This is a genomic window from Streptomyces erythrochromogenes, assembly GCF_040684695.1.
GTDB lineage: Bacteria > Actinomycetota > Actinomycetes > Streptomycetales > Streptomycetaceae > Streptomyces > Streptomyces erythrochromogenes_C.
In genome coordinates, this window is record NZ_JBFBGM010000021.1 from 68,036 (window position 1) to 85,010 (window position 16,975).

A 16,975-nucleotide genomic window follows, 5' to 3' on the forward strand; every position below is an offset into this window, starting at 1 on the left:
GGGCAGGCGCACCCCCGGGCGGCCTCGGTCTCCCCCGCGAGGCCGGGCTAGGCGCCGCAGCGGGTCTGCTGCTTGGCGGATTCCAGGTAGGTGGTCATGAGCGAGGTGAACAGGGCGCGGGACGTACCCGGCTTCATGTGCTCCACGGATCCGCTGACGGCCAGTTCCAGCTCGAAGGAGTCCGCGGCCCCCTTGCAGGTGAGGGCGACGCGGGCGCCCGTGTCCCACAGGATCCCCTTGTCGCCGAGGGCGAGCGGCTCGGGCGCGGGCCGGCTCTGGTCCGTCGGGGGCCAGAAGAAGCTCTGCCCCAGAGGCTGGCGGGTGGCTGCGACGAGAACCCGCCCCCTGCCGTCCACGTCGACGTTGCACGTGGCCGCCCGGCGCTGCGCGGTCAGCCGGGCGTCGGCCGGACCGGACACCGTCACCGTCTCCCCGTCGCCCATCAGGGGCTCCAGGTCGGAGCGGGTGAAGACGCCGAAGCAGGTGCGCTCCGGCAGCTGCGGGGCTGCCGCCTTCTTCTCCTCGGCGCATCCCGTCAGCACGGCGGCCGCGACGAGCGTGCCGGCGAGCAGGGCTGCGGTACGGGCTCCGGGGGCGCGGCCCATCAGGAGCCGCCGTTCGACGTGACGACCTGGCCGCGACCGACGGCGTGCGCGTTGGCCGTCTGCGCCGAGGCCGTGCCGGCGAGGGCGTCGATGCTCCGCTGGTTCATGCCCGTCCCCTCCGCGGCCTTGCGGACCGACTGTGCCGCGGACTCGCCGGCCTCCACCTGGGCCTGCGTGTAGTCGAGCACGGCCTTGTGGTCGGCCTCACCCGTCTTGTCCGCCTGGTCCTTCTTCGCCCGTTCCACCACGCTCTCCGCGATGTCCTCCTGGAGCCATTCCACGACGTCACCGGCGAGCGGCACCATCTCCAGGTACTTGCCGCCCGCCGCGCTGATGACGCGGTTGACCCACTTGGCGTTGTCCTCGACGCCCTTGACGTACTCCTCGGCCTTGTGGCCGTTCTCGGCGAACGTCCCCTCGGCCCTGGCCTCGGAGAGGATGCCCGCGATCTGGCCGCCGGGGTGGACGGCGACCGTGATCGCCGCGTCGATCTCCTCGTATTCGCCGCGGTGCGCGACGACGTCGTTGATGAGGGTCGTGGTGAAGGCCCGCTGGGCGTTGGTGATGGCTCCGTACGCGTCCGGGTCCTGCGCCACCGCGCCGACGAACGTCGCCATGTCGGCCTTGTTGAACTCGGCCATCACACCGTTGGCCTTGATCATTCGGCCGGTGTTGTCCGCCGCCGCCTGGATGTCCGGCATGTACTCCGCCGCCATCTGCCCGAAGTGCCCGGACAGCCCGTTCAGCGGACCCTCCGGGTCCCCCGGCTTCGCGTCGACCAGTTCCGGCTTGTCGCCGATCTTCTCGACGATCCGCTCCATGACCGCCGCCATCTCCCTGCTGTGCGCGACCGGCGGCGCGTCCTCGTCGCCGGGGCCGCGGTGGGAGACGGCCGCCACCAGGGCGTCGCCGAGGGCCTGGTGGGCCGGGCGGAGGTCGCCGCGCGGGGTGATGTCGAAGCCGTCCATGTACGGCTTCTTGTCGAGCATGTAGTCGACCATGCCCCGGTCCTTGCCGTGCTGGCCGCCGACGACCTTGTCGTCCTTGGTGACGATGCCGTCCTTGTTGCTGTCCTCGCGGACCGGCTCGTTGAAGAAGGCCGTCGCCGCGTCCGGGTTGTTGCCGAGCGCCTCCATGAGCCCGGTCAGCGGGTAGAAGCCGCGGCCGCCCTCCGGGCTCTGGTTCAGTACGGTCTCCAGGCCGATCGGCGTGTGGAACTCCCAGGCGTCCGGGTCCTTGCGGTCCATGGCGATCATGTCCCGGCCGACCGAGGTCAGGAACTCCGTGTCGTACTTCCCCTCGCGCAGCAGCGCACCGAGGGCCTGGTAGCCGTAGATCTGCCGGACGCCGCCGAAGACGTCGATCTCCTTGCGCCCGGCCTTCATCAGCTGGGTGGTCCAGGCCGCGTCGAGGTGGCCGGGCACGTCCTTGTGGGTGGCGAGGCCGAGCATCGCACCCATGTCGCTCTGGATGTTCGCGACCATCAGCGCCCGGTCCTTGCCGGCGGCGCCCAGGCTCGTCGCGTCCAGGGACATCGCGGAGTACATCTGCAGGGTGCCTTCGGCGCCGATGGTCCGGAACAGCCCCGTCGAGAACTCGGGGTCCTCGCGGTTGTCGTCGAGCAGTTCCTCCAGCTCGCGCAGCGCCTCGACGTTGCGGGCCGTGCCGCCCGGGCCGGTGACCTTCTTCATCAGGTCGGCGGCACGGGCGGCCTGTTCGGCGTCGAGGGTGGTGAACTTCGGTCCGCTGAAGTCGTGTTCGTCGGCCGTGTTCGCCCCGAGCACGCGCACCAGGGAGTCGTCGGCGTCCTGGGCGTTCTCGACGGCCCGGTTGACCTGCGCCTGCCAGGCGTTGCGGTTGGCGTTGAGGGCCTGCTGGTAGTCGGGGTCGTGGCGGGCGGCGTTCCGCTCGGCCTCGGTGGGCAGCGGGACGGCACTGACCCGCCCGGTCGCGTCGATCCGGAAGCCGGCGGCCGGGGCCTCCGCGGCCAGCCGCTTCAGCTCGTCCTGGGCGGCCTTGAAGGTGGCGTGCGCGTCGGCGAGGACCTGGTGCATGCCCTTGGCCGCCGAGGCCGCGTCCGCGAACTCCTTCGCCGTCTTGTCGACGAACCCGCGCGCCACCCCGGCGGTGACCCCGCTCCACTCTGCCTTGTCGGACTTCGCCTTCATGCCGTTGCGGGCGTCCTCGGCCATCTCGTCGAGCTTGCCGGCCATGGCCGTCCAGTCGGTGACCGCGGTCTGGAGCTTGTCCAGGGGTGCGTTCATCACGTTCTCGTACGTCAGCATGCGGAACGCCTCGTCTACTTCAGGTAGGTGTCGATGGCGGACGCCGTGAAGTCCGCGTGGAGCTGCTGCTCGTCCTTGGCGTGGGAGGAGAGCGAGTAGTTCAGGCCGTTGGAGATGTTGGCGCAGGCGGCCACGAGGGTCTTCACCTGGGTCTCCCAGAGGTTGCCGGCCTTGAGCAGGGCGGCCCCGCTCGCGAACCCCTCCCTGGTGAGGGCCGCGGCCGCCTCGGCGGTCGCGGTGGCGGCGTGCTTGCCGTCGGTCTGGAGGCGGGTGTGCAGCTTGTACGCCTCGGAGCCGACGGCTCCGATCTGGTCCTGATCGAGCGCCAGATCGGCACCGCCGGGACCGCCGGAACCGCCGGGGGCGGGGTCGGTGGGCGCCTGGTTGAGCCGCATGGCGACACCGGCGGCGGCCGAGGCGCGAGCCGCCGACCATTCTTCGTCGAACGACATCGCGTGAACCTCCGGGTCGGAACGGATCAGGTCGGATCAGCGGTTACGGCGCACCACGACGGCGGTCACGGCCCCACCGATGAGCACACAGGCCCCGAGCCCCAGCCCGACCCAGAGGACCGAGCTGCCGCTCTTCTTCTCGGCGGCGGCCTGCGGGGCGTCGGACTGGGACGGCGCCGCGACGCCGGGCGAGGCGGGCTTGTCCCCCGTCTGGGATGCGGCGGCCAGGTCGGGCAACGGATAGACGTCGGCCGGACCGGGATCCCCGGGCGTCTGCAACGCGACCCGGGGCCGGACGATGCCGTACCCGACGTAGTCGTTGCGGTTCGACCCGTCGACGGGCTTGCCCGCGGTGTTCAGCAGGACCCGCAGCACCTGGTTGTTGGTCCAGTCGGGGTGGGCGGACCAGAGGAGTGCGGCGGAGGCAGAGGCCAGGGCGGAGGCGTCACTGGTTCCGTGGGTCTTGCAGACCCCAGTCTTGCCTTTGCAGGCAGTGACAACGTCCATGCCGGGTGCAGCAAGGTCCACTTGGGGGCCGTGCTGCGATTCAGCTGTCGGCTCGCCCTTGGAGTCCACTGCTCCGACGCCCACCACGCCGGGGGTCCCTGCGGGGTACTGAACCTCATTCGTCGAGTTCCCGTAGTTACCGACAGCAGCGAAGATGAGCTTGCCCTTCGAGATGGCGTACTTCACAGCAGCAGCGCGCTGCTGATCATCCTCAGCCTTGCCGGCGAGACCCATGGAGATGTTGATCACTCTGGCATCCGAGTCCGCCGCATGTCGGATGGCTTCGACCATGGACGGCGTCGATGCCGCTTCAAGCATGTCGGGAATACGAATGGGGAGGATCTTGACGCCTGGCGCCAGACCGTACGCACCGTCACCAGTCGGGTGCTTGCCCGTAGCGGCGATCATCGCGGCAATGCCGGTGCCATGGCCGAAGTAGTCGTTATCCCGACCCATTTCGGCATCACCTACCGGGAAGGCTTTCCCAGGGAGGACCTGACCCTCGAGTTCTGGGATCTGGTTAACACCGGTGTCAATCACAGCAACGGTGACGCCTTTACCCGTGCTGATCTTCCAGATCTCGTCGGCCTTCATCGCATCGAGATGCCACTGCTGCGATCGAATCGTGTCCGCGTGGGCCGGGGTCGCGGCGACCCCGGCCAGCAGGAGACCCACCAGGGCCGCGGTCGCCTTGCGCATGTGCATCCCGTACAACGTCCGTTCTGCTCAGTCGATCACCGGCGGGACAACACGACGGTTGCCCTGCCAGGTCTCTTCGTCCTCGGCCAGGTAGTCGGGGCGCTCGCCCCCCTGGTTGTCCCGACGCCTGCCCGGAGTCTGCGTGCCCCCGTGGCCCATGGCACCCGCACCGTTGCGCACGAGGCCCGAACCGCCCTGGGTGAACGGCTGGCCCGCCGCGATCGGGCGACCGACCGCACCGGTCTGACGCCCTCCGACCACGCCTCCGGGCTCCGACGCCAGTCGGCGGCCGACCGGGGAGCCTACCTGGCTGCCTCCGTAGGCACCTCCGGCACCGTGGCCCATGCCGCCGCCCATGGGGCGCCCCGCCTGAGAACCCTCACCGATGACCGTGCCACGCGGGATGCCCGAGGTCGGGCCGGTGGAAGTCACCGGGCGTCCACCGGTGATGCCGGCGTCACGCGGGGGCAGGCCGGGTGTGCCGATGACCTTGCCACCCGGAAGGCCGGGACCGCCCATACCTGGGTACGGGCCGATTCCCGGGCCCGTGGCGAACGGCCCAGGTCCGCCCTTGATCCCGCCCACCGGCGGAACGGTCACAGGCGGGACGAACGGGCCAGGGGTGGGTCCCACCGGACTCGTCGTCGGCGGTAGACCGGGTGCGGTCGTCACCGGCGGCGTGGTCGGGGGCGGAAGCGTGGCGACGGTGTCGAGGTCCACGTCCACGTCGCGGTCCGGAGTCGACGGCACGGAGACCGACGGGACAGTGTTGTCCGGCCTCGGCCGGCTCCCAGGCACCGATCCGGGCTCCCCGGACGGCCCGTAGGCGGAACCCCCCGAACCGCCGCCACCGTAGCCCGGGCTGCCTCCACCGTCACGCGCCAGGTCTTGGCTTCCATCGCGGACGGTCGGCACAAGCACCTGCGGCGGCGGCGGGAACGTCGGGATTTCCGCCTTGCCCATCTGCAAGGCGGACTGGTCGTAGGCGCCGGCCAGCTTGTTCATCGCGTCCACGGCGCGGGCGTGGTCCCCGCTCAGCTTGGACCAGGCCTCCTGGCCGAGCTGCACCGCGTCGGGGTCGTTGTGGTACTCGCGGGACGTCGCCAGGTTTTCTCGCAGCTTCGCGTCCGCGGCAGCGTCGTAGGGAGGGAAGTTGCCCGTACCCTCCTTGGACGGCTTGACCTCGCGCATGACCTGCGCGGCTTCGGCCATGTACTTGCCGCCCGCAGTGCTGTACTTGGCGAGTTGGAGCGTGGCACTGCCCGACTGGCTCACCCAGTTCTGGAACGCCGTCGCGCCTTCGCCCTCCCAGCCCTTGACCTTGTGGTCCTTGAGCTTGGTGCCGATCGTCTCGATCGTCTTGGCGGCCTCGGTGAGCTTCGCACCGAGCGCCTCGACCTTCGCCGGATCGAGCGATTCGATCATCGCGTGCAGCTGCGCGTGCGTGTATCCCTCGAAGTCCGTCATCCCAGGACACCGCCCTTCCCGGTCGGCTGCGGAGTGTCGCTCTTCTTCGCGTACGGGTCACGATCCTCGACGTAGTGGTCGTGCGCCTGCTTGGCGATGACGACCATGCGCCGCTTCTGTTCCTCGTCCACTTCCGCGTAACCGCCATTCGCGGACTGGACCGCGATGCCCAGACCCTCGATCTGCTCCGCCAGCCCCTTCGACAGTTTCTGCAGCTCCGAGTGGACGGTCTTGTACGCCTCGTACAGCTTGTCCGCCTCGGGGAAGCCCGTGCCCAGGACCCCCGCCGGGAGGGTGCCGTCAGCCAGCTTGCCGTGGTGCGCCGGTGACTCCTGAAGAGACGTCAGAAGGCCGTCCACCAGGTTCTTGTAGCCCTTCAGGTCGTCGTACTCGACCCGCAGGGCCGCAGCGCGCGCCTGCGCGTCCGCCTGGGCTCTGATCGACGCCGCGATGCTGTCACCGGACAGGCCTACCGCCAGAACCCCGCCGCTGTCCTCTGCCACGCCGACTCCCCGTCCCCGTCCCCGTTCGCACCCGTTCACGCGTGCGTGAGCGCACTCTCGTCGATCACTCTAGCGACCGCCACCGACAGCCCCAAGTCCGGGTTGCACGTGCAATGTGGGTCACACGGTCACGAGTTGGGCGCCGCCACTGCCGCGGAAGGCCTGATCGGGAGCCTGTTGACCGGGCGGCCCGTGGCCGCGCGGACTGCCGAGGCGATCGCCGCCGGGGTCGTCACCACCGGGACCGCGCTCGCCGCCTTCGCGCCGAACGGGGCCACCACGTCGCGCTCCTCCACCAGCTTCACGATCCGGACCGTCGGGGCGTCCAGCGCGGTCGGCAGGGCGTAGCCCGTCAGGTCGGGGTGGCGGACCAGGCCGGCGACCGTGCGGAGGTTCTCCGTCAGGGCCGCGCCGACGCCCTGGGTGACGCCCGCCTCGATACGGGCCTCCAGCTGGCGGGGGTTGAGGATGCGGCCCACGTCCTGGGCCACCGCGAGCTCGACCACCCGTACCGAGCCCAGCTCGATGTCCACGTCCACCACCGCGCGGATCGCGCAGAAGGCGAGGCCCACGAAGGCGTCGCCCTGGCCGTCCGCGTCCAGCGGTTCCGTCGGGTGGGGGCGGCACTGGGCGGTCGCCCAGAGTTCCTTGCCCGCCATGGCCTCCATGACCGACATCGAGAACGCACCGTCGTACGAGGTGATCCGGCCGTCCTGGATCTGCAGGAGCTCCGTCGACATGCCCAGCTTGTGGGCCATCGGCTGCAGGAGCTGGGTGCGGACCATCTTCGCGGCCCGCTCCACCGCGCCGCCCGACACCCACGTGTGGCGGCCGTGCGCCGACGGGCCGGTCGGCGGCTGGTCGGTGTCCACCGGGGCCACCGCGACCTCGTCGACGCCCAGGACCTCCTGGACGATCTGGCGGGCCAGCGTGCCGAAGCCCTGGCCGGTGTCGACCGCGGCGCAGATGACGGTGGCCGCGCCGTCCACCACCTTCACCGTGGCGGTGGAGACCTCGTCGGTGCCCTCCGCGCCGAGCATGTGGACCATGCCGACGCCGTAGCCGACGCCGCGCCGTACCGCGCCCGGCTCGCCCGCGCCCTCCGGGCCGCCGGGCAGCAGCCACTCGTCCTCGGGGGCGTCCTTGGGGAGCGCGGGCAGCTCGTGGTCGCGGACCGAGCGCAGGAGTTCGGCCACCGGGGCCGGGCAGGTGACCGTCTGACCCGTCGGGAGGAGGTCTCCCGTCGCCAGGACGTTGCGCATGCGGAGTTCCGCGCCGTCGATGCCGAGGGCGGCCGCGAGCTTGTCCATCTGGCCCTCGTACGCGGCGCACACCTGCATGGCGCCCTCGCCGCGGACGTGGCCCGACGGGGGGTTGTTGGTGCGCACGACCCAGCCCTCGACGAAGGCGTGCGGGACGACGTACGGGCCGCAGGCGAAGGCCACCGCCGCCGCCAGGGACTCCGCGGAGGCGTCGGCGTACGCGCCCGCGTCCATCAGGATCTGCGCCTCGACCTTGACCAGGCGGCCCTCCGCGTCCGCGTGGTGGCGGTAGCGCAGCAGGGTCGGGTGGCGGTGGGTGTGGCCGAGGAAGGACTCCTCGCGGGTGGCGGCCAGCTTCACCGGGCAGCCCGTGCGCAGGGCGAGCAGGCCGAGCGGGAGCTGGAAGGCGGCGTCCTCGCGGTCGGCCGTCGCGCCCGGCACGCCGGTGACGACGACGCGCACGCGGTCCGGTTCCAGGCCGAAGCAGGCGGCGGCCAGGTCGCGGTCGGTGTGCGGGTCGGTGGAGGCGGTGTAGAGCTCGACGCCGCCGTCGGGGCGGGGTACGGCCAGTCCGGCCTCGGCGCCGATGGGAGCGGGGTCCTGGCGGCCGATCCGGTACAGGCCCTCGACCACGACCTCGCCGATGGCCTCCGGGTCGCCGTAGCGGAGCGGGATGTGCCGGATCAGGTTGCCGTCGGGGTGCAGGGCGGGGGCGCCGAAGGCCTGCTCGGGGTCGGTGACCGGGTCGAGGAGTTCGTACTCGACGGCGATCGCGGCGGCGGCGAGGCGGGCGGTGTCGGGGTGGTCGGCGGCGACGGCGGCGATGGGCTCGCCGTGGTGGCGCACGACGTCGTGGGCGAACACCGGCCGGTCGGCGATCCGGCGGCCGTGGGTGGTGGCGCCGGGCACGTCGGCGTGGGTGACGACGGCGCGCACGCCGGGCATCTCCGCGGCCGCCTTGGTGTCGATGGAGAGGATCCGGGCGTGGGCGTGCGGGGAGCGCAGCACGGCGGCCCACAGCAGGCCCTCGGCCCACAGGTCGGCGGCGTAGGGGAAGGTGCCCTCGGTCTTGGCGCGGGTGTCGTTGGCCTCCACGGAGGCTCCGATGCCGCGCGGCACCTGCGGTTCGGCGGCCTCGGCCCCCGGGGCCGTCATGGCCGTCACCGTGGCGTTCACGGCCGATGTCGCCGTCGCCGTCGCCGCGTCCTGACCGCTCACGCCGTGCCTCCGTGGTGGATGCCGCCCTCGCCGGGCGCTGCCTGGTGCGGGATGCGCGGCTCATGCGCCCCCTCGCCCTGCGCCTGGACGTGCCCCTGCGCCTGCCCCGCCTGCCCCGTCTGCCCCGGTGCATGGGGCTGCCCCTGCGCCGCGTCCGCGGAGGCGGCCGACGCGGCCTCCCGTCCGGCCACGACCTCGCGCACGGCCTCGACGACCCCCGCGTAGCCGGAGCAGCGGCAGAGGTTGCCGCAGAGCGCCTGGCGGGTCTCCAGCTCGCTGGGGGCGTGGTTGCCCTCCAGCAGGTCGTGGATGGTCATGGCCATGCCGGGCACGCAGAATCCGCACTGCACCGCGCCCGACTTGCACAACGCCTGCTGGACGTCGGAGAGTTCCCCGCCCGTCGCGAGGCCCTCGACCGTGCGGACCTCGCTGCCGGCGGCGGTGGCCGCCGGGACCAGGCAGGAGGCCACGAGCCGGCCGTCGACCTGCACGGCGCAGGCGCCGCACTCGCCCTGCGAGCAGCCGTCCTTGGCCCCGGCGAGGCCGAGGCGCTCGCGCAGCACGTAGAGCAGGGACTCGCCGATCCAGGCTCCGGTGACGGGGCGGTCGGCGCCGTTGACGCGCAGCACGTAGGAGGCGTGCGGGTGCTCGTGCTGGACGACGGCGGCGGGCCCGGACTCCTCCTCGTACGCCGGCACCTCGGCCGGGATCCCTTCGCCGGTGTCCTCGGCCGGGAGCTTCGCCGCGCTGTCGGCGGTGTCCGCGTCCGGTGTGGACCCGGCCGGGACCTCCGCGCGGCCCGGGTCGGCTTCGGCGGGCGCGGACTCCTCGGCGTCGGCACGGTCCGGTGCGGGTGTGCGGCCCGGTTCCGCGAAGCCATGGCCGTGGCCGTCCGCCGGGGCGGCCTCCGCCGCGGGTTCCGGCGCGTGTTCCGGTGCCTGGCCGAAGGCCGCGAAGCCGTGCCCGTCGGTGTCCTCAGGAGGCACGGAGTGCTCGGAGTGACCGGAGTGCCCTGAGTGCCCGGACTCGGCGGAATGCCCGCCGTGTTCGACATGTGCGGTGTGACCGATGTGACCGGTGTGACCGGTGTGACCGGTGTGACCGAACAGGTCGGACGGCTCGCCGTGTTCGGCGTATCCGGGCCGGGAGGATTGGTCAGCCTCAGCGGTCTCGGCGGGCCGCGCGGCGTCCTCGGCCGGCGCCTCGGTCCGCGTTCCGCCGAAGAGGTCCACGCCGCCGACCGCGGCAGCGGCCGGCTCCTGCGCCGTGGCTCCCGGGTGCGGCCGCTCCCCCGCGTGCGCCGTCGCCGCCGGGCCGTGCGCGGCCTCGATGTCGTGGGGCACCTCGTGCGGCGCCCCGTGCGCGGGTTCGGCCTCCTGCAGCGCGGTACCCACGCCGGGGCCGCCCAGCACCCGCGGCCCGCGGCCCGCGGCGCCCACGCCGGGCCCGCCGAGCAGGCGTCCGGCGGCGTGCGCCGTGGCGGCGGCAGCGGCCGAGGCGGCGGCCGCCTCGTCCGTGCCCGGCAGGACTCCGGCGTCCTGGCCGTACGCCCGGCCGGGGCCGGGGTCCGGTTCGGCCGCCGGCTCCTGCGTCAGGTACGCCCACGGGGCCGGGGCGCCGCCCGGCAGGGTCGCCGGGGCCTGGCTCCAGTCCGCGTCCAGGCCACCGCCCGTGCGGTAGTCGCCCTGCGGCTGCGCGAAGTCCTGGTGCTGCGTGAAGTCCTGCTGCTGCGCGAAGTCCGGTACGGCCCACTGGCCGGTCGTCGAGGGCGCTTCCTCCGCCTCATGCACCCCTTCGGGGAACCGCCACTCCGCCGTCGCACCGGGATCGTGCTCCGGCTCGGCCTCCGGGCCGGACTCGGCGAACGCGGCCGCCACCGACGCCGGGAGGGGGATCGAAGCGGGGATCGGGCCGCCCACGGACCCGGAGGCCGCGCCCGGGGACGCACCGGAGCCGGCACCCGTGCCGGACGCCGACGCGTCGCCGCCCGCCTCCGGCCACTGCGCGGGGAGGGTCCACGTGCCCGTGGCCGCCGGGTCCGTACTGGCCGAGCCCAGCGGCACGATCATCGGCGGCGGCACGTAGCCGTGCCCGGGCGCCGCGAGCGGCTCACCAGTGCCGAGCGCGTCCAGCATGTCCTGCGGCAGTTTCACGAAGGCCGTGGCGTCCGAGTCGTACTCGCCGCCCTGCGGGACCGGTTCCCAGCCCCAGCCCGCCGTGCCGTTCCCCTGGGTCACGTTCTCGTTCTCGTTCTCGCTCATGAGGTCAGCGCCCTTCCGAGGGCCCTCCGTGCCAGTACGGCCACCGTCCGCCGCAGGTGCAGTACGCCGGGAGCCACCGGTTCCCCCTGGTCGGGGACGCAGGCGGCCGCGACGTACTCGCCGAAGGCCTCCAGCGCCTCGGGGGCCAGGGTCCGCCCGCCGTCCCAGTCGATCAGCGAGGCCACCCACTGCTCGGCCTCCAGCGGCCGCAGCGGCATCGGGGCCACCGCACCGATCGCGCAGCGCACGCCGCGTCGCGCCGGGTCCAGGACGAGGCCCACGGACGCCACCGCGCGCCCGGGCCCGGTGCGCCCGGTGGCCTTGAGGAAGACCTGCGGGGCGTGCAGCAGCGGCACCCGCACGAAGCCGATGAGCTCACCGGGCCGCAGCATCTCCCGCCCGGCCAGCAGGTGCGAGACGGGGATCTCGCGCCGCCCGTCCGGGCCGACGATGACCAGTACGGCCTCCAGCGCGGCCAGCACGGGCAGCGCGTCACCGGTCGGCGCGGCGGTGGCGATGTTCCCGCCGAGGGTGCCGGCGTTGCGGATCTGCGGGGGGCCGGCGGCGCGCGCGGCGGCCGCGAGCGCGGGGATCAGGGCGGCGAAGTCCGGCCGCCCCATCCGGGCGTGGGTGAGGCCCGCGCCGAGCAGCGCGTGGCCGTCCTGGTACTGCCAGCCGCGGATCTCGTTGATCCGGCCCAGGCCGACCAGCGCGGCGGGCCGCAGCAGCCCGGCGTTGACCGCGGCCATGAGGTCGGTGCCGCCCGCGACGGGAACGGCGGCGGGCATGGCGGTGAGCGCCGCGACGGCCTCGTCGAGCGAGGCCGGCAGCGTCACGGACTGCGCCGCCTGCTGCCCCTGAGCCCCCTGAGGTGAATCAGGTGCGTGCGGTGCGTGCGGTGCGTGCGTGGTCAACCCAGCTGCCCCTTCCCGATGTCCCGGTCCTGGCGCTCACGCCTGTCCGCCGTACGGTACGTGCTCACCGCCGGGACGTGGCAACTCTGGCACATCTTCCGGGCCGCCCGGCGCGAGGGTCCTCCCGGTGCCCCGCGGCCGCGCACGGTGTCCCGTACGGGGCGGAGGGCCCCGTCGCACGGCCTTCGACGGCACCCCTCCCCTATTGCCCGATTTTCCCCGTATAGCGGGAATTCCAGCGAGAGTTCCGGAGGCGTTCCCTTTTCGTTCAGGCCGGCCCTCCGCGGCCGTGTCACACGTTCGGGGGCGCGCCCTCGATCGGGCGCCCGAGCACTCCCGGCCGCCGCTGCCAGGGCAACGGGCCGCCCGGCGGCCGGTAGCCGACGCCCAGGGCGTCCAACCGCGGGTAGTGCGCGGCCATCCGCTCCTCGAACCACCCGAAGTCGCGCTCCCCGGGCGCGGGCTGCCACGACCACACCACCTCGGCGAAGGCCGCCAGCCGCGGGAACACCTGGTAGTCGACCCGGCCCTGGTCCTGCGTCACCTCGGTCCACATGTTGGCCTGGGCGCCCAGCACATGGGCGGCGGCCTCCGGCGACAGCCCGGGCGGCACCGGCTCGAACCGGTAGACGTCCTCCAGTGAGCGCACGTACCCGATGGGCATCGGCTCGTCGGCGCCGGCCGCCTGACGGTGGTCCAGGTACACCTGCTGCTCGGGGCACATCACCACGTCGTGACCGGCCCCGGCGGCGGCGATCCCGCCCGCGTAGCCGCGCCACGAGGAGACGGCCGCGCCGGGCGCGAGCCCGCCCTCCAGGATCTCGTCCCAGCCGATGAGGCGCCGCCCGCGCTCGGCGAGCCAGCGGTCGAAGTGCCGGACGAACCAGGACTGCAGTCCGTCCTCCCCGTCCACGCCCAGCTCGCGGATCCGTTCCTGCGCGGCCGCGGAGGCCTTCCACTGCGCCTTGGGGCACTCGTCGCCGCCGATGTGCACGAAGGGCGAGACGTCCGCCGGGAACAGCTCCAGCAGCTCCTCGAAGACCCCCTCGTAGAAGCGCAGCACGGCCTCGGTCGGCGCGAGGACGTTCTCGCAGACCCCCCAGTCGTCCCAGACGCCGAGGGCCGCGGTGTCGACCACGTCGGTGTTGCCCAGCTCCGGGTACGCGGCGATCGCGGCCTGCGAGTGCCCCGGCAGGTCGATCTCCGGGACCACCCGGACGTGCCGCTCGGCGGCGTACGCGACGATCTCGCGGATGTCGTCCTGGGTGTAGAAGCCGCCGTGCGGGGTGTCGTCCCACAGCGGCGAGGCGCGGTGGCCCCGGCGGCTGCGGGGCCGCCAGGCCCCGACCCCGGTCAGCCGCGGGTACCGCCCGATCTCGATCCGCCAGCCCTGGTCGTCCGTCAGGTGCAGGTGGAGCACGTTGAGCTTGTGGGCGGCGAGCAGGTCGATGTGGCGCAGCACGCCGTCCTTGGGCGTGAAGTGCCGGGCGACGTCGAGCATCATGCCGCGCCAGCCGAAGCGGGGGCCGTCGGCGATGTCCGCGTACGGCAGGCTCCACGTGCGGCCGGGCAGCGGCGCCTTGCGGTAGGCGTCGGGGCCGAGCAGCTGGCGCAGGGTCTGGGCGGCCCAGAACAGGCCGGCGGCCGTGGCGCCCGCCAGCTCCGCCCCGCCCTCCGTGACGGCGATGCGGTACGACTCCGGCCCGCGGTTCCCGGCGAGGTCCGGCTCGATGCGCAGGCGCAGCTCCGCGACCGCACCCCCTTCGGCGCCGGCCGCCGTCCCTGTCCCGGCGGCGGGGAGGGCCCAGCCGGTGGCCGCCCCCAGCTCCCGTCGCATCCAGCGGGCGACGGATCCGGTGCCGGGCCCGGCGTCGAGGAGCGGCTCCGGGCCGAACGCGAAGCGGCGCCCGTCCTCGTCGAGGAGTACGACCTGGGGTGCGGGGATCAGGCCCGTGCGGATCAGGCCCGTGCGGATCGGGTCCATGCGTCAGCCCTTCGCGGCAGGTTGTTGCGCCCTGCGCAACGCACGTTCCGCCGGGTGCTCGTCGCGCCGACCCTAACGCCCCCCGCGGGCACGGCAAAGGCCCCCGGACGCACCGTGGTGCGCCGAGGGCCCCGGTCCCGCGAAAGGGCAGGGAGAGCGGTGTCGGACCTACTTGTCCTTGCCGCCCTTGTCCTTGTCCCCGCCGGGACCCATGGACTCGTAGATCTCCTTGCACATGGGGCAGACCGGGTACTTCTTCGGGTCCCGGCCCGGTACCCAGACCTTGCCGCAGAGCGCGACGACGGGGGTCCCGTCGAGCGCGCTCGCCATGATCTTGTCCTTCTGGACGTAGTGGGCGAAGCGCTCGTGGTCGCCGTCACCGTGCGACACCTGCGGCGTCGGCTCTACGAGGGTCCCCGTGCCAGTCCCGCGCTCGGGCTCAAGAGTGCTCATGGAACCCAGGGTACTTAACCCCGCGCCAGTCAGTTGAGCGACGGGTCGTCCGGATAGGTGGCGACCATCGCGAGTTCGCCGCGCTGGCGGCGCAGCACCGACCGCCACAGCCGCTCCGGGTCGGGTGAGGACACGTCTCCGGGCTCCGACTCGACCACGTACCAGGCGCCCTCGCCGAGCTCCTCCTCCAGCTGGCCGGGCCCCCAGCCGGAGTAACCGGCGAAGATGCGCAGGCCCCCGAGGGCCGGGGCCAGCAGCTCCGGCGGCGCCTCCAGGTCGACCAGCCCGATCGCCCCGTGCACCCGGCGCCAGCCGAGCGGCCCCTCCTCGCCCGGGATGACGGCGAGCCCCAGGGCCGAGTCCAGCGCCACCGGCCCGCCCTGGAAGACCACGCCCGGCGCTCCGGCCAACGGCGCCCAGGGCAGCAGGACGTCGCCGACGCCCACCGGGGTCGGCCGGTTGAGGACCACGCCGAGCGAGCCCTGCTCGTCGTGGTCGAGCAGCAGCACCACCGCGCGGTCGAAGTTCGGGTCCGCGAGGGCGGGGGTGGCCACGAGCAGCCGCCCTGTGAGGGAGGACACCTCGGTCATGCCGCCATGATCCCGCACATCGGCCCTTCGCGGGGAGCGGGCGGGCAGATCGGACCGCTCGCAGCTCAGGGCGCACGGCAGCAGCGAGGAGCGCGCACGGACGGAGCAGCCGGAACGCGACGCTCCGCCATGTGGTGGATACGGAGGGTGTTGTACCGAATTCATGACAGTCCTACGGCCACGTCACCCTTACGAACAAGGGGGTGATGGCCCTTACCCTTTTCCCTGGTCCCCTGCCCACCCTCTCCGGAACGCGAGATTCATGACCGGCATCAGTGACGATGTACTGCTTGTCCACGGCGGTACCCCGCTCGAGGGCGAGATCCGTGTCCGCGGTGCGAAGAACCTCGTGCCCAAGGCCATGGTCGCCGCTCTGCTCGGCAGCGAACCCAGTCGGCTGCGCAACGTTCCCGACATCCGTGACGTGCGTGTTGTGCGCGGTCTGCTCCAGCTGCACGGGGTGACGGTCCGTCCCGGCGAGGAGCCGGGCGAGCTCGTGCTCGACCCCACCCACGTCGAGAGCGCGAACGTCGCGGACATCGACGCCCACGCGGGCTCTTCGCGCATCCCGATCCTCTTCTGCGGGCCCCTGCTGCACCGTCTCGGCCACGCCTTCATCCCGGGCCTCGGCGGCTGCGACATCGGCGGCCGGCCGATCGACTTCCACTTCGACGTGCTGCGCCAGTTCGGCGCGACCATCGAGAAGCGCGAGGGCGGCCAGTACCTGGAGGCACCGCAGCGGCTGCGCGGCTGCAAGATCCGCCTGCCCTACCCCTCGGTCGGCTCGACCGAGCAGGTGCTGCTGACGGCCGTCCTGGCCGAGGGCGTCACCGAGCTCAGCAACGCCGCCGTGGAGCCGGAGATCGAGGACCTCATCTGCGTGCTGCAGAAGATGGGCGCCATCATCTCCATGGACACCGACCGCACCATCCGGATCACCGGTGTGGAGCGGCTCGGCGGCTACAACCACAAGGCGCTCCCGGACCGTCTGGAGGCCGCTTCCTGGGCTTCCGCGGCCCTCGCCACCGGCGGCAACATCTACGTGCGCGGCGCCCAGCAGCGTTCGATGATGACCTTCCTGAACACGTACCGGAAGGTCGGCGGCGCCTTCGAGATCGACGACGACGGCATCCGCTTCTGGCACCCGGGCGGCCCGCTCAACGCCATCGCGCTGGAGACGGACGTGCACCCCGGCTTCCAGACCGACTGGCAGCAGCCGCTCGTCGTGGCCCTGACGCAGGCCTCCGGCCTCTCGATCGTCCACGAGACGGTCTACGAGTCCCGGCTCGGCTTCACTTCGGCGCTCAACCAGATGGGTGCTCACATCCAGCTGTACCGCGAGTGCCTGGGCGGCAGCGCCTGCCGCTTCGGCCAGCGCAACTTCCTGCACTCGGCGGTCGTCTCCGGCCCGACCAAGCTGCAGGGCGCCGACCTGGTCATCCCCGACCTGCGCGGCGGGTTCTCGTACCTGATCGCGGCGCTGGCCGCCGAGGGCACCTCGCGGGTCCACGGCATCGACCTGATCAACCGCGGCTACGAGAACTTCATGGAGAAGCTCGTGGAGCTCGGTGCGAAGGTCGAGCTGCCGGGCGGCGACCTCGTCTAGCCCGCTGCGCCGTACACCCGTACGGACGCCGGAAGCCCCCCGGGCCCGCAAGGGCCCGGGGGGCTTCCGCATGCCGGGCCGCGCCGGCCCCGTCCACGCCCCGCCCAGGCCCGCCCCGGCCCGCCGCACGCCGTCGGCGGCGCCGGGCGCCCCGGAGGGCTCTGACGGG

At 73.0% G+C, this 16,975-nt stretch carries 13 protein-coding genes; 1 reads left to right on the forward strand and 12 read right to left on the reverse strand.

Annotation, left to right across the window (positions count from 1 at the left end):
* Positions 1 to 47 precede the first annotated feature (47 nt).
* From AB0O53_RS27125 to AB0O53_RS27180, 12 genes are all read right to left on the reverse strand, one after another.
* The gene (locus AB0O53_RS27125; protein WP_350999069.1) at positions 48 to 605 is read right to left on the reverse strand and encodes a hypothetical protein; all 558 of its coding nucleotides are present in this window, start codon (positions 603 to 605) and stop codon (positions 48 to 50) included.
* Complete coding sequence (locus AB0O53_RS27130; protein ID WP_365198915.1) at positions 605 to 2,890, reverse strand: hypothetical protein; 2,286 nt, start codon at positions 2,888 to 2,890, stop codon at positions 605 to 607. Before AB0O53_RS27130 ends, AB0O53_RS27125 begins: the two co-directional genes overlap by 1 nt.
* 14 nt (positions 2,891 to 2,904) lie before the next feature.
* Positions 2,905 to 3,342, reverse strand: coding sequence for a hypothetical protein (locus tag AB0O53_RS27135; RefSeq protein WP_365198917.1), 438 nt, complete (start codon positions 3,340 to 3,342; stop codon positions 2,905 to 2,907).
* A 36-nt stretch (positions 3,343 to 3,378) separates the two neighbouring features.
* Positions 3,379 to 4,554 (reverse strand): type VII secretion-associated serine protease mycosin, encoded by a 1,176-nt coding sequence (gene mycP / locus AB0O53_RS27140; RefSeq protein WP_365198920.1) that lies wholly within the window; start codon positions 4,552 to 4,554, stop codon positions 3,379 to 3,381.
* 21 nt (positions 4,555 to 4,575) lie between these two features.
* Positions 4,576 to 6,015, reverse strand: coding sequence for a WXG100 family type VII secretion target (locus AB0O53_RS27145; RefSeq protein WP_365198922.1), 1,440 nt, complete (start codon positions 6,013 to 6,015; stop codon positions 4,576 to 4,578).
* Complete coding sequence (locus AB0O53_RS27150; RefSeq protein ID WP_365198924.1) at positions 6,012 to 6,518, reverse strand: DUF2563 family protein; 507 nt, start codon at positions 6,516 to 6,518, stop codon at positions 6,012 to 6,014. The genes AB0O53_RS27145 and AB0O53_RS27150 overlap by 4 nt, the downstream gene beginning before the upstream one ends.
* 128 nt (positions 6,519 to 6,646) lie before the next feature.
* Positions 6,647 to 8,935, reverse strand: a complete 2,289-nt coding sequence (locus AB0O53_RS27155) for a xanthine dehydrogenase family protein molybdopterin-binding subunit (RefSeq protein WP_365198995.1) — start codon at positions 8,933 to 8,935, stop codon at positions 6,647 to 6,649.
* A 59-nt stretch (positions 8,936 to 8,994) separates the two neighbouring features.
* Entirely contained in the window at positions 8,995 to 11,259 is a 2,265-nt protein-coding gene (locus AB0O53_RS27160; RefSeq protein ID WP_365198927.1) for a 2Fe-2S iron-sulfur cluster-binding protein, read from the reverse strand.
* Positions 11,256 to 12,173, reverse strand: a complete 918-nt coding sequence (locus tag AB0O53_RS27165) for an FAD binding domain-containing protein (protein ID WP_403139007.1) — start codon at positions 12,171 to 12,173, stop codon at positions 11,256 to 11,258. The genes AB0O53_RS27160 and AB0O53_RS27165 overlap by 4 nt, the downstream gene beginning before the upstream one ends.
* A 292-nt stretch (positions 12,174 to 12,465) precedes the next feature.
* Entirely contained in the window at positions 12,466 to 14,157 is a 1,692-nt protein-coding gene (locus AB0O53_RS27170) for a beta-N-acetylhexosaminidase (protein ID WP_350999091.1), read from the reverse strand.
* Between the two features lie 168 nt (positions 14,158 to 14,325).
* On the reverse strand, positions 14,326 to 14,610 hold the full coding sequence (locus tag AB0O53_RS27175; protein ID WP_030010729.1) for a DUF3039 domain-containing protein: 285 nt from the start codon (positions 14,608 to 14,610) through the stop codon (positions 14,326 to 14,328).
* 29 nt (positions 14,611 to 14,639) lie between these two features.
* Entirely contained in the window at positions 14,640 to 15,200 is a 561-nt protein-coding gene (locus tag AB0O53_RS27180) for a YqgE/AlgH family protein (protein ID WP_031152413.1), read from the reverse strand.
* 262 nt (positions 15,201 to 15,462) lie between these two features.
* On the opposite strand from AB0O53_RS27180, the gene murA reads away from it, so the two are divergent.
* Positions 15,463 to 16,806: a UDP-N-acetylglucosamine 1-carboxyvinyltransferase gene (murA, locus tag AB0O53_RS27185; protein ID WP_030771691.1), complete on the forward strand. Its 1,344-nt coding sequence runs from the start codon at positions 15,463 to 15,465 to the stop codon at positions 16,804 to 16,806.
* Positions 16,807 to 16,975 lie beyond the last annotated feature (169 nt).

What these genes read in the sequence shown, in the direction of transcription:
- AB0O53_RS27125 (WP_350999069.1), bottom strand. Translation starts at nt 605, where the DNA reads ATGGGCCGCGCCCCCGGAGCCCGTACCGCAGCCCTGCTCGCCGGCACG.
- AB0O53_RS27130 (WP_365198915.1), bottom strand. Translation starts at nt 2,890, where the DNA reads ATGCTGACGTACGAGAACGTGATGAACGCACCCCTGGACAAGCTCCAG.
- AB0O53_RS27135 (WP_365198917.1), bottom strand. Translation starts at nt 3,342, where the DNA reads ATGTCGTTCGACGAAGAATGGTCGGCGGCTCGCGCCTCGGCCGCCGCC.
- mycP (WP_365198920.1), bottom strand. Translation starts at nt 4,554, where the DNA reads ATGCACATGCGCAAGGCGACCGCGGCCCTGGTGGGTCTCCTGCTGGCC.
- AB0O53_RS27145 (WP_365198922.1), bottom strand. Translation starts at nt 6,015, where the DNA reads ATGACGGACTTCGAGGGATACACGCACGCGCAGCTGCACGCGATGATC.
- AB0O53_RS27155 (WP_365198995.1), bottom strand. Translation starts at nt 8,935, where the DNA reads ATGACGGCCCCGGGGGCCGAGGCCGCCGAACCGCAGGTGCCGCGCGGC.
- AB0O53_RS27160 (WP_365198927.1), bottom strand. Translation starts at nt 11,259, where the DNA reads ATGAGCGAGAACGAGAACGAGAACGTGACCCAGGGGAACGGCACGGCG.
- AB0O53_RS27170 (WP_350999091.1), bottom strand. Translation starts at nt 14,157, where the DNA reads ATGGACCCGATCCGCACGGGCCTGATCCGCACGGGCCTGATCCCCGCA.
- AB0O53_RS27175 (WP_030010729.1), bottom strand. Translation starts at nt 14,610, where the DNA reads ATGAGCACTCTTGAGCCCGAGCGCGGGACTGGCACGGGGACCCTCGTA.
- AB0O53_RS27180 (WP_031152413.1), bottom strand. Translation starts at nt 15,200, where the DNA reads ATGACCGAGGTGTCCTCCCTCACAGGGCGGCTGCTCGTGGCCACCCCC.
- murA (WP_030771691.1), top strand. Translation starts at nt 15,463, where the DNA reads ATGACCGGCATCAGTGACGATGTACTGCTTGTCCACGGCGGTACCCCG.